Origin of the sequence: Psychrobacter sp. (assembly GCF_049295055.1) — a bacterium.
GTDB lineage: Bacteria > Pseudomonadota > Gammaproteobacteria > Pseudomonadales > Moraxellaceae > Psychrobacter.
The window spans coordinates 1-17,190 of sequence record NZ_JBAQQF010000089.1 but is presented as its reverse complement, the minus strand read 5'-3'; the positions used below and the strand labels follow the sequence as shown (position 1 = coordinate 17,190).

The following is a 17,190-nucleotide window of genomic DNA, read 5'->3' as shown; positions in this document are numbered from 1 at the left end:
TATCTTCTTGACGGCTGCGGCTTTGAATTCTGCACTGTAGCTTCTGATTTTCTTGATCATGGTAAACTCCTAGGAATATGCTTAGTTTACCAAGTTTACTTGTACGGTTTCTTCAGCATAGCTCATAAGTTACACGAACTTACATTGTAATATAGTAGTTTTTAACTATTTAATCAGGGTAAAAATGGTGCTTCCGATATTTTTAATAGTAGTGACATGCTTTATAGCCTGTGCTAAAGTCTGCTTTGTATTTTGGCCAAGGCCTTGATTTTCATTGGCTTTGTAAGAGTTCGACAAGGTTGGTAGTGACGCTGGCTACTCTTTAGGTAAAGAGTTTGTAGTATTAGTTGGCAAGACGTTTACATGCTTGAGTTGTTTAAGTGTAATTGACTGCTCTGTTATGGATGACAGGCTATTTTGTATTAATTATAGGTAGTAAATTCATGAAACAAACTTTATTGATTTTGTCAGTACTTGGAATAAGCATCGCACAAACAAGTGGTGCTGCTGTGACGACCTTTCAAACAAGTAATACCATCACCTATATTTCTGCGGCATCGAACTATGGTTCTTCGCAAAACACCTATAGCACCAAAAGTGGTGCTTATGTTTCTAGTAACGACGAAATCAGTCAAGCCATTAGCAATTTAAGTGCGCAAGCTCAGCAAAAAGAAAGTCAACTTTCATCACTGAACAGCCGTTTATATACTGAACAACAGCAGCAGCAAGTTAATAAGGTTCCTGATAGCAATTCAGCACCTGCTATCGCCGCCGCTCGCGCCTCACGTGTTGCCCTGTCTAGAAGCTCAGGTTATTGTGCTCGCTATGTACGCAAAGCACTACAATCTGCAGGTTACGAGTTTGCACCTAATCCTTCAGCTTATCAGTACGCTACTCTTGGCACGCTTGATAAAGCAGGCTTCAGTAAAATCAGCAATAATATGCCAACCCAAGTAGGTGATATTATTGTTTATGATCGCTCATCAAAGCGTCCAAATGGCCATATTCAAATTTTTGATGGTAAGGACTGGATATCTGACTTCCGTCAGAATAGCATTAGCCCATACAGTGGTGTCTATGCCTATACAACCTGGCGCGATTCAAAGTATGTTGATGACGCATCAGACCGTGGCATCTACCTTGCTATGGCTGATAAATAAGGCCTAATGGGCCAACATCACTTCCTAGTGGATGAAGTTCGTTAATCAGCATCGAAAAGCTTTGATTAATGGGCTATGTGCTGCGCGGTGCAAACATAATAATAGCCATACCTAGAAGTGCCACTGATGAACCCAATATATCCCATGTCGTTGGTCTAATACCATCAACGGCCCATAACCACAGAATCGCCATCGTAATATATACGCCACCATAAGCGGCATAAACTCTGCCTACAGCGGTTGGATGCAAAGTTAACAACCATACAAAAGCAACCAAACTAAGTGCACTGGGGACAAGAAGCCATATTGACTTACCTTCTCGCAGCCATAGGTACGGTAAGTAACAACCTACAATCTCTGCTAGTGCAGTAAGGGCAAAAAGCCCAACTGTTTTTAGTTCAGACAAAAAAACTCCTCCTTTAGTTGTCCAGTAAATATTAGACCATGCCTATCTTACTTGAACTTAATATCTTTATAGGGAATAACTCATAAAGCTTACAGGAATATTTATTACTTCTGGGTTTGCCTAGTGAGTATCAGAAACATAAGGGTTGAATAACATCTGATATTGATGCTAATTTATATCCTATGCGTTATTACATCTACTATCTAACCCCGAAACTTACTGCCTAACCACGCTACTAACTCACGGGCAGGCGCCTCAATTAAGCACTGTGGACAATTAAGATAGGTCATCACGCAGTCATTTAAATCGGTTAGCATATGTAATAATAATCCTAAACCAATGATTTTATAAGGCTTTGGTAAAAATAGCATAGCCGCATATCCTGCCATCGCATAATAAGTATGCAGTGGATGAAAGTTAATACTACAGCGATTGGGCGAAAAAATAGGCGTGGCTAGCAGATGATCTAGGTCTACTAGCATGGTTGCCAATAGTATGAGGTAGACGCGCTTATAGTCTTCACGAAAAAATAGATAAGCAATAATCAACGGCATGCCAAAATGTAGAAAATAATGGATAACGGTCTGAGTCATCGTTTTTTCCAGTTCAATATGACGTTTTAAACAGTGCGTTATAACTAATAATAAATAAAATAATACATATTATTGCGCTGCGCAACTGGTATAAATTTTTCTTGCTTGCTGTGTCTACGCTGACAGAGGCTGCAAAAAATAAATACCAGTTACGCTGTATTACTTTTAATGTGCGTAAACTATAGTAGTAGAAACAGCTGACTGGCAGACATTAACTAAGCAATCAGACCCACACAATCACACCTGAAAGACAGGCGCGAACCCACCCCCTGGCGTGCGGAAGTTAGTTGTCTGACCTTGATAAACACGCGCAGCAGGTAGCAGCAGTTGTCCACCATAGGTATAAAGACGTATGTCCACCTTTCTCGTCGTTACGGTATCATCGATTTTTAGCGCTCGCTCTCCTGCAGGAACGAAGGTTTGGGCGATATAATCTTCATCCAAAATATTCTCGAAGACGCGTCGAGTCAGCTTACTGCCGCGATAGACGCCTTTGCTTCCATAACCAGCCACTGGCTTAAAAAACAGGTCTCGTCGAGTACGCCATAATTCCGCTGCATCATCTCTCAAAACCATACGAGTCTTTGGTACAGAATTTTCTAGATATCCCACTGCAGCTTCATTCAGTCCCCAAGCGCGTAGTGTTTGCGAATCGGATAACAAGGTCAGGTTGCGCTTATTGGCCAACATAGCATGTACATGAGGATTAGGCGTTACCACCACAGCGCCTTCTAGATACGCACGCTTAAGCAGCGCTTGGTCAGGCTCCTCAAACGTAAAGTCGACCAATCGATTGTAGACCATATCGATTTTCTGTCCATGGGCTGTCAGCGCACCATCGACATATTCGAGTTCAGAGGGATCTAGTATTATAGTATCAATACCCTTAGCTTGGAGCAGCTGACAGGCCAACTGAAACTCTAGAAACATGAACTGACTTTTAGGATCATTATCTACGATAGCTATTCGGTTAGGCATAGCAACAGCAGATTGACGCTGCCATTCTTGTTTGAACATATCAAATATAGCTGTCTCAAACCCCTCCAACATGTGACTGGTTGCAGCGCTCTGCTCGGAAGGGTTACAACAGCGTTTTTGTGCACGCGCGAGTAAGACGTTTAAAAATGCACCACCTGCATTGGTATTAACCTCAATAAGCTGAGGCCCATCGCTACCCAAGTGGAAGTCGTAGCCCATGAGAGCCCCTATTGGACCGGGATTAAAAGCAGCAATTTCTGGCGCCCACGATAGTACTTGCTGTTGATACGACGGCAGTTCAGCGGCCGATTCGATTGACTCAACGACCCGCACCATTGTCTCTATTTCTGCTTTGGGAACGAATATTGGTGTCGTTGAAAAAAGATTATCAAGTTGCTCTGCTGCTATTAGCTCATTTCCAGTTTCCGCCAATTGATTTTGTAAGCTTGTATTGAGTGCTTTACGATCGAGAGTAATGCAATAGCACTCTTGATTGAGTCGATTTGCAAGATTATCATTTGCAAGGTTATCATTTGCGAGAGTATCATTCATTTTGTCATTATTACTGGCTAGATGTTGCATTCAAATCCCGTCGCTAAGTAGAGTAATTTTGCTGACATGCTCTAGTGAGTATCGCCAGCTAATAGCACTTTTTATATTTTATGCTTATCATCAATGGTAACAGGTCTGATTTCTATATCGTCAACCTGAGTGCCTGCCTGCGTATTTGAGTCGATATCTAAAGTTGACGTACTATTTTTATGATCAAGCACTCGATTCTTACGTGCGTGTTCGGTCTCTTCATCTTTGACCGCTTCTTTAAAACCCTTGACCGCGCCGCCTAAATCTTTACCCGCATTTTTAAGCTTAGCAGTGCCAAATACGACAACCACTACCACCAATAAAATCAGCCAATGTGTAATTGAAAAACTACCCATCACGTTATCCTTATATGTTGAGATTTTGATAAAAGCATTGTTTGTAACTATGCTTCAGAAAATTTACAGTACTGACATTCTAAAGTGGATATATTTTCTAACGGCCAAGTCTGTAACGGTCTAGCATCCTCTTTTCCTACTGTCACAGTGTCGTCGGTTTTTAGTGATCGCTCTGTTGCAGGCACAAAGGGTTGTGCGGTATAGTCTTCATTCAAAATGTTTTTGGAAACGCGTCAAGCAAGTTTGCGGTTACGGTAGGTACCTCTGCTGACACAGCTAGCAACTGGCTTAAAATATGGTTGTCGTCGAAGACGACACAACTCTAATTTTGAACCACATTTGATGCATCTAAGTGAGAACTGGTCAACCATAACCGCTTAGTTTAAGGCCTCAATAATAGGCCGGGTTTTCGGCAGCTGCGTAAGAATACGCGGTTATTTACCCAACACAAGGATGACATATGGAAACGCTTAGAACCCCTGATTCATGTTTTGCGAACCTGCCCGATTATGGCTTTGCTCCAAACTATCTAATGGTCGACGATAGCGAAGGAGGCGAACTGCGAGTGCATTACCTCGACGAAGGCCCAAGAGATGCCGATCCAATATTACTGTTACATGGTGAGCCTTCATGGTGTTATCTGTATCGAAAAATAATCCCAGTATTGACCGCAGCAGGACATCGCGTTATTGCGCCAGACCTGCCGGGTTTTGGACGCTCAGACAAACCTGCGTCCCGTACTGACTACACTTATCAGCGACATGTCGACTGGATGCAATCGGTACTTGCCCAGTTAGACTTGAAGAACATTACCCTGTTTTGTCAAGACTGGGGTGGCCTCATTGGCCTGCGCTTGGTTGCAGCACATCCAAATCGGTTTGCTCGAGTAGCCGCTGGCAATACCATGCTCCCTACTGGTGATCACGACCCAGGAGAAGGTTTTCGCAAGTGGCAGAAATTCTCACAGGAAACCCCGCAATTTAATGTCGGAGGCACCATCAAGAGCGGTACCACCACAGAGCTGCCACAGGCAGTAATCGATGCTTACAATGCACCATTTCCTGATGAGTCATATAAGGAAGGCGCCAGACAGTTCCCGCTGCTCGTACCTACGACACCAGATGACCCTGCCTCGGAAAATAACCGTGCTGCGTGGATTGAACTGAGCAAGTGGACAAAGCCCTTCATTACACTATTCAGCGATTCCGACCCCGTCACTACCGGCGGTGATCGGGTAATGCAAAAAATCATTCCCGGAACCAAAGGCCAAAACCATACCACTATTGTCAACGGTGGGCATTTTCTGCAAGAAGACCAAGGCGAAAAAGTGGCAGAGCTTTTACTCCAGTTTATTCATGATAACCCTACATAACTTGCCACCCTTTAACAAACACGGCATATCAAAGCTTCAGACGACGTAATCTTAATGCATTACCAATAACCGACACCGAAGAGAGACTCATAGCGGCGGCTGCTATCATTGGACTGAGTAAAATTCCGAAGAATGGGTACAGCACACCAGCAGCAATCGGTACACCAAGTGCGTTGTAGATAAACGCAAAGAACAAATTCTGTCTAATATTGCGCATAGTTGAATGGCTTAGTTTATAAGCTCTCACAATACCCATTAAGTCCCCTTTCACTAGCGTGATGCCAGCACTTTCCATAGCCACATCGGTACCTGTGCCCATAGCAATACCGACATCAGCTTGTGCAAGCGCGGGCGCATCATTGATACCGTCTCCCGCCATCGCTACGACTTTGCCGCTACTTTGTAGCTCTTTGATGATACGGTTCTTGTCCTCTGGAGAGACATCCGCATGCACTTCATCAATATTCAATTTGCTAGCAACCGCTTTAGCCGTTATCTCATTGTCACCTGTTAGCATAACCACCCGCAGTCCAGCTTTGTGCAATAGTGATATCGCTTCACTAGTACTCGGCTTGATCGGATCAGCCACTGAGATTAGACCAGCGGCTTGCCCATCTACGGCGGCAAACATGACGGTTTCGCCATCTTTCCTACGTATGTCGGCACGTTCTGAAAGCGCACTGTCAAAACTATTGAGACGTTGCATGAATTTAGAATTGCCTACGGCTACTTGTTTACCATTAACCAGCGCCTGCGCGCCTTCACCTGTGGTGGAGCTAAAATCGCTTGCTTTGACCATATCGAGAGATCTTGCCTTTGCCGCATTGACGATAGCTTCTGCTAAAGGATGTTCGCTGGCAGTCTCTACCGCTGCGACAAGTATAAGCAGCTCATTCTCATCTAAGCCGCCAAGCGCTTCGATAGCCGTGAGCTCGGGCTTACCTGCGGTCAATGTGCCTGTTTTGTCGACAACGATAGTGTCGACTTTTTCCATACTCTCTAACGCTTCAGCGTTCTTGATAAGTACACCGTTCTGCGCCCCTTTACCCGTGCCCACCATGATTGACATCGGCGTGGCAAGTCCCAGTGCACAGGGGCAAGCGATGATTAATACCGCGATAGCATTGACCAATGCATAAGCCATTGCTGGCGCAGGTCCAAACATAGCCCAGACAATAAAGGTTATAACAGAACAGACAAGGACGATCGGCACGAACCACCCTGCTACCTTATCTACTAATTTCTGTATGGGCGCACGGCTGCGCTGGGCTTCAGCAACCATCTTTACGATCTTGGACAATACGGTATCATCACCGACATCGACCGCTTGAATCAATAGTGTTCCCGTACCGTTGACTGTACCGCCGGTGACCGTATCCCCTTGAGCCTTTAAGACGGGAATGGGTTCGCCAGTTACCATCGATTCATCGATACTGCTACTACCATCAAGTACCGTGCCGTCTACCGGAAGCTTTTCTCCGGGCTTGACCCGTAGTGTGTCACCGCTGATAACTTCGTCAAGGGAGACTTCTGTCTCAACGCCGTTCTCATCCACTCGCCTTGCATTTGGTGGCGCCAGCTCAAGCAGTGCTCGGATTGCGCCAGAGGTCTGGCTTCGGGCTTTAAGCTCTAGAACTTGACCCAATAGCACCAAGGTGACGATGACAGCTGCCGCTTCATAGTAAACCCCAACTTGGCCAGTGGCGTCTCTAAAGCTGTCTGGGAAAATACCCGGAAGGAATGTTGCTACCAGACTGAAACCAAAAGCAGCACCTACGCCCACTGCAATCAGAGTGAACATGTTCAGGTTTCTGGTTTTTATGGACTGCCAACCGCGGAGGAAGAACGGTGCGCCTCCCCATACTACCACTGGTATCGCAAGTGCCAGCTGTATCCACTGTGCAATCTGCCCAGAGATATCGCCCTTAATAAGGTTGTCTAGGTTTATACCTACCATATGGCTCATTGCATACAAAAACAGCGGTATGGTCAGCACCGTGCATATCCAAAAACGGCGAGTCATATCGTCGAGCTCTGAGGTGTCTTCCTCACCAATAGTAATCGTCTCTGACTCCAGTGCCATGCCACATATCGGACAACCGCTATTCTCTACATCTCTCACTTCTGGATGCATGGGACAGGTATAAACAGTTCCACTGTAGCCAGCTGGTACCTTATCGTACTTGCCGCCTTTTACCGATTTTAACTCTGTATTCGACGTGCTGTGGTTATGACTATGGCAGTTTGCATGACTGTCTTCTGTTTCAGCCATCTCGGCAACCGACTCTTCAGGTTTGAGGAACATATTACATAAGGGACAGCGACTACCTTCAACATCTCTGACCTCAGGATGCATGGGACAAATATAAATGGTTCCGCTATAACCGTCTGGTACTTTGTCATACTTACCATCACTTACAGACTTTGCTTCTGTATTTGAAACGCTATCGTTATCGCCATGACAGCTTGCATGACTCTCTTCTATTTCAGCCATCTCGGCAACCGACTCTTCAGGGTTGAGTGCCATGCCACATATCGGACAGCCACTATCTTCAACGTCTCTGACTTCAGGATGCATAGGACAGGTATAGACTGTACCACTGTAGTTAATCGGCACTTTATCGTAAGTGGTATTTTTATTAGATTCTATAGTCGTATTCGCTGTGCCGTTACAGCCATCATGGACTTCACTATCCGAAGTATTATTGGTCGTATCGTGTTTCATGATTATGTTCCCGTTATTTATTATAATGATAGTTTAGGGTCAAATTGACAGTTTTTAATGCCATACAAGAATAGTGCACTGCTCTTTATTCTAAATATAGCTGATCTACTTAAGTCGAAAATCAACCGACTACGATGCATTTATCGTGCTTTAGCAAACCAGCGGTATAGCGGCACAAAAACAATCGCAAAATACCAGCCATACAGATAGGATTCGACAAGCCCAATCAGAAATCCTGACCAAGTTAACCATTCAAAACCAGGTAGCAGCGGTGCCCAAGCCTCATGCATGCTTATCTGTTCGGGTGCAAGTAGACCAAAGCCTATGCACAACAGATAGCTAATGAGCAGAAACAAAGACACGCTGTTGCCCACAGGAGCAATTCTTAAAGTATTCGCTGTTGAATTTAATTCTTTCATTTTGTCTCTCCTCGGTATTGCATAACGCAGTCCACGCCTGATCCAACTGACCGTTTGTCTGTCCGTTCAATACCAAGCGTGTTCAAATAGTTCATTCATAACTCATTTTTCCTGCTTGTTGTGTGCATATTGTATGTTATGAAGTCACGCTTTAAAGACGATAGGTAAAGATTTAGACTCTATGCAATTAGTAATTAAATACTGTTTTCTACTGCTAGATTTAGTGGTTTATTATGAGGATTACTTTGGTTTGCGCAAATATTTGAGCAGCGCCATAATTGATAATACGAGCAAGGCGAAAAATAGTAGCGCAACTAACAGGCAGGCAATCCTCATTCCCCAGCCCATGCCCTGCATCATTGTTCCGTTCATCATCGTTTCATTCATCATATTATTTTCCCCGAGCTGATAGTATTAGCGTTAATGGTGGTGTGTAAGTGCATCCCTTTCGATAGACTTTTTTCTTACTGACGACTTGAGGTAAACCTGCTCAGCTGTCGCAATTACTACGATAGTAACGACTGCTACGCCAAGTACAAATGGATCTGAATGCAGTTTAATCCAGACAAAGCCACCGAGAACCAAAAGATCAAGCAATATGGCTATTGTAGGCACCCATATTACCGCTTTTATGTCTTGACGAAGGTATCGTAGAACACCCCAATGAATGGCGATATCCATAATGAGATAAAAAATAATGCCAAGCGCTGCAATTCGTGATAAGTCAAACAATGTCGTAAAAGCTAAGCCCAGCACTACGGTGTAGACCAGTGTGTGCTTTTGGATACTTCCTGGCATCCCCAAGTGGCTATGGGGTACCAACTTCATTTCGGTCAACATGGCAAGCATACGCGAGACTGCAAAGATACTAGCAAGGAGACCGCCAGCAGTCGCTACCATTGCGATTGCCACTGTGAACCATAGACCATAGTCGCCAAGTGCTGGGCGTGCAGCGGCAGCTAAGGAGTAATCTTTGGTTTCAATAATTTCGGCAAGAGATAGGTTGCTGGCTACAGCGAAGCCGACTAGCGTGTAAATCACGACGCAGACTGCTATCGAGATTATAATGGCACGGCCAACATTACGATGCGGGTCTTTTACCTCTGAGCCACTGTTGGCAATCGTGGTAAAGCCCTTAAATGCCAGTATGCCTAGCGCCGTTGCGCCAAGAAAATTACCAACAGTACTGGTGTCTCCCACTGTAGAGGCGTCAACTGCAAGGCTATCAGCCAGCCAGACCCCAACCAATCCAAAGATGATAATACCGACAATTTTTAGAATGCCGATAAACGAGGCAACCCCTTGGATCCAGCGATTACTGAGCAGGTTAACCAGAAATGCGGCGAGAATAAGCGCTGCGCCAAGGATAGATACCATGCGACCGCTGTCATCGCCGCCGAACAGCTGCATGGTATATGACCCGAACGTCCTAGCCAAAAAACTCTGCGCAATAACCATAGAAAAGTACATCAGCAGCGCGTTAAATCCGGTCGGTAAACGGTCTCCATAGGCCTGATGCAAGTACATCGCAACGCCGCCAGCTGACGGATAGGCATTAGAGATTTTGATGTAGGAGTAAGCACTGAAAGAAACAACCATTGCAGCAGCTAGAAAAGCCAATGGGAAGAGAGAGCCTGTCATCTGAGCCATCTGCCCAGTCAGTGCAAAGATACCGGCACCGATCATGACACCGGTACCTAGCATAACTGTTCCTGATAATGTCAGGCTATCTTTTTGATAGCGAGTATCTCTGTTTTGTTCCATGCCTATTTATCCTTTCACTACCTTTTTAACGAGTAGGATTTTAAATCTGCAGCGGAAATAGCTTTGAATAAAAAGACTTATATGCTTGGACCTACCATTTGATAGATCACTATTTTCTTTGTTTGAAATCTTCTTAGTTTAAAATACTCCTATCAATCTAGCTCATTATTCCAGCTCTGCAATGAGCGCTTGCATCTCAGCGATTTCACGCTTTTGCGCTTCAATGATATCATCCGCCAATTTTCGTACCCGCGGATCTTCGATATCCGCTCTTGAGCTGGTCAAAATTGCAATAGAGTGATGCGGTATCATCGCTTGCATCCAATCGACTTGATCGACCGTTTGCTGCGATCTAACGCCCCAAAGCCCGACAGCAAACATCACTACACTTAGGCCATAAACCAGTAGATTTATCTTGGTCTTTGTATACATATTATTCATAAAGGCTAGCATAACCACTGCCATACCCGCGCCCATATAGAGTGCCATATAGGCTCGGGTCTCACTAAAATAAACATGATCCACTTTATAGGTATTAAAATACATCATGATAAACATCACGATAGTAGACGTTACAATCATCAAGGTGAATTTTAAATAAGGATTCATCTGCTTTTGTTGATGGCTTTGATGATTCATGTTCCCTTTGTTAGCAGTATTGTTAGCAGTATTCATAATATGGCCTCTTTAAATAGGTAAATGCTAAAACCAAAATCTCACACCTGCAGTTAAACTACTACTATCGACAGATTCATTGTCTTGTCGCCGTTGATCACGAGCACTTCCAAGAGCTGTCTCATAACTAACCCCTACATAAGGAGCCAGTTGGCGATTTAGGGTTTCATAAGTGAGCCTAACTTCAGTATCCAAATCATTAAAACCTTTAGTAATACCGTTATCGACATCATTCTTACTAAACGCAGTCAGACCCACCTCTGGTACGACCACCCAATGCTGATTTAAACGCCACTCATACTCTGCGCCAAGATCAAGCCGAATTTGACCATCGGTATATACATAGGCTCTCGCATCCGTTTCAATGAAGTAAGGCATAGTACCTACAATGCCTGCCATCGCTGCAGACTTATCATTTTTAGTATCGTAGGCGATACCGGCCTCACCATTCCAAAAGATACTGAACGGTTTCCAATAAGACAGTGAAGTCAGGCTATCAATATCTTTATCGTCCTTGGTCTTAACACTACCTTCGCTACGTAAAGATATACGATTGCCGTCTGTACCATACCAAGCTTCTGCCTCGTAATTAATCTGATCATCATCAAACTGATAGCCTAAATCATTTACCAAAACGCCCCATAATGGCATGCTACCCATCATCATCGGCTTACCATAGCGTCCGTAGGGAACACCGTTTGAGTAGTCAGGACTTCGAGCATCAGGTGGCGCCTCACCACCTTGCATACCAGACATATCCATACTCATGCTACCATGATCCATACCTGCCATGTCCATACCCGACATATCCATTTTGCTATGATCCATACCTGCCATGTCCATGCCTGACATATCCATTTTGCTATGATCCATACCCGACATGTCCATGCCTGACATATCCATTTTGCTATGATCCATGCCCGACATGTCCATTTCTGACATGTCCATACTGCTGTGATCCATGCCCGACATGTCCATCTCTGACATATCCATACTGCTATGATCCATGCTCGACATGTCCATTTCTGACATATCACTGTCTGGCACTTTCATCTTATTCGTAGAATCTTTGGTTTCTGCCGCATTCGCCAAAGGCATGGCTAGCCACATCATTACTGATAAAGCAGATACCGATAAAACAGATACTGGCAATACAGCCATATTAAAACTTACGTTACGTATTTTCATCTCATCTCTCACCTATCAAAGCGTTACTTAAACGACGGCCACTTCTCTAAACATACCGGCTTCCATGTGATAGAGCAGATGGCAATGCCAAGCCCATCGGCCAGCCTCTCCTGTCACGTCAAAGCTAATTTTTTGTGCCGGTTGCACCATCATAGTATGCTTGCGTACCTGAAACTCACCGTCAGGCGCGCGCAGATCACTCCACATCCCGTGTAAATGCATCGGGTGATTCATCATAGTGTCATTGACTAAGGTAATGCGTACGCGCTCATTAGGCTTAATGTTGACTGGTGTCGCATCCTTAAACATGACCCCGTCTAACGCCCAGATATAACGCTCCATATTACCGGTCAAATGCAGCTCAATCTCTCTAGTAGGCTTCCTTTGCTCAGCGAATATTACCTCATCGACAGAACGCAGTTGGCTATAAGCCAGTACCTTCCTGCCAATTTTTCGCAAGTTGATGCCTGGGTCATCAAGGTTCATACGTGGACTGTCCACCCGCATATCAGACTTAAAGTCGTATTCTGTTTTGGCATGCTTAGCTTTATAACCATCAGCACCCATAGCGCCCATCATATCTGCCATCGTCAACCATTCAATCTTGTCCATGGAAGGCGTTGCAGAACGAGCGCCTTCTTTGGTGGCAAGCGTTGCCGCGACATAGCCTGAACGGTCTATATTTTGGGCAAATATGGTATGCGCATCTTTGGTTGGCGTGACGATGACATCATAAGTCTCGGCAACGCCAATGCGGAAATCATCAACAGCGACTGGTGCGACATCATTACCATCGGTTGAGATCACAGTCATTTTGAGACCCGGTATACGCACATCAAAGATGGTCTGCGCTGAGCCATTGATAAAACGAAGTTTAACCGGCTGTCCTGCTTTGACGAGTTGTACCCAGTTGGCTGCGGTGGTTTTACCATTCATAAGATAGGTAAAGGTATTTTCGCCAGATAAGTCAGTGAAATCAGTGGGCATCATGCGCATCTGATTCCACATTTTGCGCTTATCAAACGCGGTTTTCATATCTGTTTCGGCAATATCAGCAAGCAGTTGTTTGAAGTCTGGCAGATGATAGTTATCAAAGTCTGCGCGTTGCTTAAGCAGCTTCAATAAATTATGCGGGTTGCGGCTCGTCCAATCACTGAGTAAAATGACATGGTCTTCTGCGATAGGCTGACGTTCTCGTCCTTTAGGCTCAATCACGATTGCGCCGCGCATACCGGTTTGTTCTTGAAAGCCTGTATGCGAGTGATACCAATAAGTACCAGATTGTTTTAGCTTAAATTTATAAGTGAAGGTGCTGTTCGCAGGAATACCGTCAAAGCTAATGCCAGGCACCCCATCCATCTCAAAAGGCACCAGCAATCCATGCCAATGAATAGAGGTGGATTCATCCATCTGATTATGAACGCGTATCACCACCGTATCGCCTTCACGCATCTTAAGCGTTGGTGCTGGCAATGAGTTGTTGATAAGTGTTCCAATGGTTTTTTTACCATTAACGATGACAGGCTGTTTGCTGATGGTTAAGTCAAATTCGTTGCCAGTTAACACAGGTACTTCATTCAAGTTTTTGTCACTGTTAACGACAGCATTATTCTGACTCATACCTATTGCACTGCTGGCAATCGTCGGTAGCATTGAGGCCCCAAGGACCATTGATGACCCTGTCAAAAAACGTCGGCGGTTCAGTATGTTCTGTTTATTCATAATGATGACCTAATTTAATTTGCGAGATAGTGGTTAAGCTTATATTTCTCATGTTTACAAGATACTTCAGTTACAGTTGCTGCTGAGGAGACTCAATAGCGGCATAGACTTCTGTAGTGCCATCATTGTTCAGTTGCATTACCTTATAAGGCATGAATTTACCTTTATATTCCATACCTGGACTGCCAACCGGCATACTCGGTACGGCAAGTCCAATGGCTCCTACGGGTGGGTTTTCTAAGAACTGTGCCATGTGCTTAGCAGGGACATGTCCTTCAAAGACGTAACCATCGGTCGTCACTGTGGTATGACAAGAGCGCATCTGTTGCGGTACGCCGTACCGATCCTTGAATACGGATAAATCTGTAACATCATGCGTGGTTGCGCTTAATCCATTGTCTTTTGCGTAGCCTACCCACTCTTTACAGCAGCCACAGTTGGCATCTTTATAAACGGTTGCTGAGACATTTTTGAGTAATGATGATGAGATGTTAACGGGAGCACTTGTCGGCGTTAATTTGTCATTTTTTACTTGTACATTCTGGACGGCAGCAGGCTCAGCTTGTACTGGCTGTGAGTCAGAGCCACTGGTATTAGATTGGCTGCAAGCGGCTAGCGTTAAAGAGAGCGACGATGTCACCATCAATAAAAGGACACGACCAGATAACCAGTGATGTCCATTAGAAAATATGTGTGTGTAACGTCTCATAAAATCACCCCTAAATATCTATGGTTATGCTCGATATTCTAAAAATTTGCATCCTATATTTGAAGTCTGATGTCCTTAGCTATAAACATTAAATGCAGCACCGTTCAGCACTGCATTGTTGATATTGTTAATAAGGACACCTGTTAGGGTGCTTTCATATTCAGAACGGGTTAATGCTGCATTCCAGATCCATCACCCGACATATTCATACCACCACTGTCCGACATATTCATATCACCTTCAAATGACATGTCCATTATATCGCCATCTATTCGAGTGGTTAGTATCGTGTATTGGCTTTCATCTAATTCAGGTAACGATCTGATAAAAGCAACCATCGCCCACATTCTATCGTCATCATGGGACGCGCCCCATGCAGGCATACCCGATGCCATAATGCCGTGTTTGATTGCCCAAAAGCTTTGCTTGGCACCATCCTTAGTTTGATAACGTTTAACGACATCAACCTTAGTAAAGTTAGGCGGCTTTGGATATAAGTTTTCGCTAAAGTCAGTTTGTGCCACTCCCGGAGACAAGTGACAGCCTGCACACATATCCTTATAGTCCGCGCCACCAGAGCTAATCATCTCTACCTTTTCTAAGTCTGGTACCACAATATCTTTACTGGCATTTTCTATAGAACGGTTGCGCGCGGTCTCTAAAAAGCTAAACATCATTGGGCTATGCTCTTGGTCGGCACCCACATTGACAACGCCGCTGCTGACAACCGCAAATACGCCAACGATTCCCACAAAGACGGTAAAGAGCGCACCCAATAAAAATTTCATATATTTTCCTAAAAACTTATTTCCGTTAATTTATCTCTGTTGTCAGAGAGGAGCTATTATTTAACAGAGCTAAAATCTTTAAGATTTACTGTCAGTAGTCACGCAATGTTTTTGGTACATTTGTTTCATTTTGCCCATATTAGCCATCATTGCTTTCATGGCAGGATCATTCACGTCCATCTTGCTATGATCCATTTTCCCCATCATCTGCATGTGCTTTTGCATTTTCTCACAGTTCATCTGATCTTTTTCAGCATGCATTTTGGGATCATGTGCCATCGCTGAAGTTGATACAACAAGAGCGATGGCAGTAATGGCGATTGATTTAGACAGTGATTTAAATTGCAACATAATTAATTCCTATTGGTTGGATTAAAGGCTATTAGATTCAATAACTGTTAAACCAGTCTAAATGATACCTTATTCATTCTGACTGGTAGATGACGTTCAGATGACAATGTCGTCATCTTCACATATTTGGATTTCAATATCACAAGTAATCTTTTAGTATTACTTCTCGCTATTATATTTTTTCACAAAATATTTTTCAGATTGCAAATGTTGATCTTGGTGCTGAACCTGGCAAGCGACTCTCGCATCGACATAACCTTTCGTTTGCGCGCTAGAAATCTGTGCATCATTATGATCTGCGTTCTTTGCAAAACTCGTGAGCGCATCACAATTATTAAGAACAGAAGCATCTAAGTTTGTAGTATGCGCATTTGCCGCTGACATGCCGATTAGCACAGAAAAAGAGAATAATGCGACATTTCTTAATGAATGATAACTTTTCATATAAAGCCTTTTAAAAGATAATTAATTGGATGTTCAAGTTGTATAACCGCTTATAGAAACAACGCATAGAAGCAATCCGTATCAGAGACAAGCCTCTATGCGGCGTTGATTTAGAATACTAAATGCAGGCTGACAGCTAGATGACACGGATATTACATGTTTGTTAGAAATAACATAACGTTGTCATCTTCTTGTCATTAAAATCAAAAACCAGCACCTGCTTTTATCCAGAGAGCGCTGTTATAACAAGGGCTTTTGAGGAATTTACGGATGAGAAGCTGATAACGCTGGTGATAAGCTGTCAACAACTATAATGATATAAAGGTAAGCGACGATGAAAGTGCTATTGGTAGAAGATGAGCAAAAACTTGGAGAGTATATAAAAAAGGGCTTAACGGAAGCCGGCTTTATTGTGGATCATCACATGACAGGTTTAGATGGCTATCATGCGTTAATGACTGAAGATTTTAGTGTGGTTTTGATGGATGTGATGCTACCTGACGTCAGTGGCTTTGAGTTGATACAGCGCTACCGAGCTGCTGGAAAGCATACGCCTGTTTTATTTCTAACGGCTAAAGATGATTTAAGCGATCGGATTAAAGGTATTGAAATTGGTGGCGATGATTATCTGACCAAGCCCTTTGCTTTTGCTGAACTGATTGTCAGAATAAAAAGCTTGTTACGGCGTGCCAATCAATCTGATTATAAAAGCGCCGTCATGCACATAGCTGACCTGAAAATGGACATTGCTAAACGCACCGTTTATAGAGGTGACTCCGCCATCAAATTGACTGCGAAAGAGTTTGCTTTATTACAATTTTTACTAGAACGTCGGTAATCCCCCCTAAAAATAAGAACACCTAGAAATAGAGAGTAGCTGCTAAACTACCAGCAGGAGATTCTTATGAAAAAGACCCGCTTTAGCGACAACCAGATCGTCAACATTCTAAAACAAGCA

17 protein-coding genes and 1 pseudogene are annotated in these 17,190 nt (G+C 43.8%); 3 read left to right on the top strand and 15 right to left on the bottom strand.

Annotated elements, in window-relative coordinates:
• Nucleotides 1–443: 443 nt before the first annotated feature.
• Entirely contained in the window at nt 444–1,160 is a 717-nt protein-coding gene (locus WAZ74_RS13335) for a CHAP domain-containing protein (RefSeq protein WP_422308790.1), read from the top strand.
• Nucleotides 1,161–1,233: 73 nt separating this feature from the next.
• Here the strand turns inward: WAZ74_RS13335 and WAZ74_RS13330 are convergent, their stop codons facing one another.
• From WAZ74_RS13330 to tatA, 4 genes are all read right to left on the bottom strand, one after another.
• Nucleotides 1,234–1,566 (bottom strand): YnfA family protein, encoded by a 333-nt coding sequence (locus WAZ74_RS13330; RefSeq protein WP_422308789.1) that lies wholly within the window; start codon nt 1,564–1,566, stop codon nt 1,234–1,236.
• A 203-nt stretch (nt 1,567–1,769) separates the two neighbouring features.
• Entirely contained in the window at nt 1,770–2,159 is a 390-nt protein-coding gene (locus WAZ74_RS13325; protein ID WP_422308788.1) for a DUF6122 family protein, read from the bottom strand.
• A 237-nt stretch (nt 2,160–2,396) separates the two neighbouring features.
• Nucleotides 2,397–3,719, bottom strand: a complete 1,323-nt coding sequence (locus tag WAZ74_RS13320) for a hypothetical protein (protein ID WP_422308787.1) — start codon at nt 3,717–3,719, stop codon at nt 2,397–2,399.
• 71 nt (nt 3,720–3,790) lie between these two features.
• Nucleotides 3,791–4,075, bottom strand: coding sequence for a Sec-independent protein translocase subunit TatA (tatA, locus tag WAZ74_RS13315; protein ID WP_422308786.1), 285 nt, complete (start codon nt 4,073–4,075; stop codon nt 3,791–3,793).
• Between the two features lie 460 nt (nt 4,076–4,535).
• Between tatA and WAZ74_RS13310 the strand changes: the two genes are divergently transcribed.
• The gene (locus WAZ74_RS13310; RefSeq protein WP_422308785.1) at nt 4,536–5,447 is read left to right on the top strand and encodes a haloalkane dehalogenase; all 912 of its coding nucleotides are present in this window, start codon (nt 4,536–4,538) and stop codon (nt 5,445–5,447) included.
• Between the two features lie 28 nt (nt 5,448–5,475).
• Here the strand turns inward: WAZ74_RS13310 and WAZ74_RS13305 are convergent, their stop codons facing one another.
• The 11 genes from WAZ74_RS13305 to WAZ74_RS13255 form a co-directional block, all read right to left on the bottom strand.
• Nucleotides 5,476–8,172 carry a copper-transporting P-type ATPase gene (locus tag WAZ74_RS13305; RefSeq protein ID WP_422308784.1) on the bottom strand — a complete coding sequence of 899 codons (2,697 nt, stop codon included), beginning with the start codon at nt 8,170–8,172 and terminating at the stop codon, nt 5,476–5,478.
• A 140-nt stretch (nt 8,173–8,312) separates the two neighbouring features.
• The gene (locus WAZ74_RS13300; protein ID WP_422308783.1) at nt 8,313–8,591 is read right to left on the bottom strand and encodes a DUF5676 family membrane protein; all 279 of its coding nucleotides are present in this window, start codon (nt 8,589–8,591) and stop codon (nt 8,313–8,315) included.
• A 240-nt stretch (nt 8,592–8,831) separates the two neighbouring features.
• Nucleotides 8,832–8,981 carry a hypothetical protein gene (locus WAZ74_RS13295; RefSeq protein ID WP_422308782.1) on the bottom strand — a complete coding sequence of 50 codons (150 nt, stop codon included), beginning with the start codon at nt 8,979–8,981 and terminating at the stop codon, nt 8,832–8,834.
• 30 nt (nt 8,982–9,011) lie between these two features.
• Nucleotides 9,012–10,355, bottom strand: coding sequence for an APC family permease (locus WAZ74_RS13290; RefSeq protein ID WP_422308781.1), 1,344 nt, complete (start codon nt 10,353–10,355; stop codon nt 9,012–9,014).
• Nucleotides 10,356–10,520: 165 nt separating this feature from the next.
• The gene (locus tag WAZ74_RS13285) at nt 10,521–11,030 is read right to left on the bottom strand and encodes a DUF305 domain-containing protein (protein WP_422308780.1); all 510 of its coding nucleotides are present in this window, start codon (nt 11,028–11,030) and stop codon (nt 10,521–10,523) included.
• A gap of 27 nt (nt 11,031–11,057) precedes the next feature.
• Nucleotides 11,058–12,218, bottom strand: coding sequence for a copper resistance protein B (locus WAZ74_RS13280; RefSeq protein ID WP_422308779.1), 1,161 nt, complete (start codon nt 12,216–12,218; stop codon nt 11,058–11,060).
• A 27-nt stretch (nt 12,219–12,245) separates the two neighbouring features.
• Nucleotides 12,246–13,940, bottom strand: coding sequence for a copper resistance system multicopper oxidase (locus WAZ74_RS13275; RefSeq protein ID WP_422308778.1), 1,695 nt, complete (start codon nt 13,938–13,940; stop codon nt 12,246–12,248).
• Nucleotides 13,941–14,010: 70 nt separating this feature from the next.
• Nucleotides 14,011–14,649: a DUF411 domain-containing protein gene (locus WAZ74_RS13270; RefSeq protein ID WP_422308777.1), complete on the bottom strand. Its 639-nt coding sequence runs from the start codon at nt 14,647–14,649 to the stop codon at nt 14,011–14,013.
• A gap of 170 nt (nt 14,650–14,819) precedes the next feature.
• Nucleotides 14,820–15,437, bottom strand: coding sequence for a c-type cytochrome (locus tag WAZ74_RS13265; protein ID WP_422308776.1), 618 nt, complete (start codon nt 15,435–15,437; stop codon nt 14,820–14,822).
• A 78-nt stretch (nt 15,438–15,515) separates the two neighbouring features.
• A complete protein-coding gene (locus WAZ74_RS13260) occupies nt 15,516–15,788 on the bottom strand; it encodes a hypothetical protein (protein ID WP_422308775.1) in 273 nt (90 codons plus the stop codon).
• A 159-nt stretch (nt 15,789–15,947) separates the two neighbouring features.
• Nucleotides 15,948–16,232, bottom strand: coding sequence for a hypothetical protein (locus WAZ74_RS13255; RefSeq protein ID WP_422308774.1), 285 nt, complete (start codon nt 16,230–16,232; stop codon nt 15,948–15,950).
• 334 nt (nt 16,233–16,566) lie between these two features.
• Between WAZ74_RS13255 and WAZ74_RS13250 the strand changes: the two are divergent.
• Nucleotides 16,567–17,067: pseudogene (locus WAZ74_RS13250) on the top strand (response regulator); the annotation flags it as partial.
• Nucleotides 17,068–17,190 lie beyond the last annotated feature (123 nt).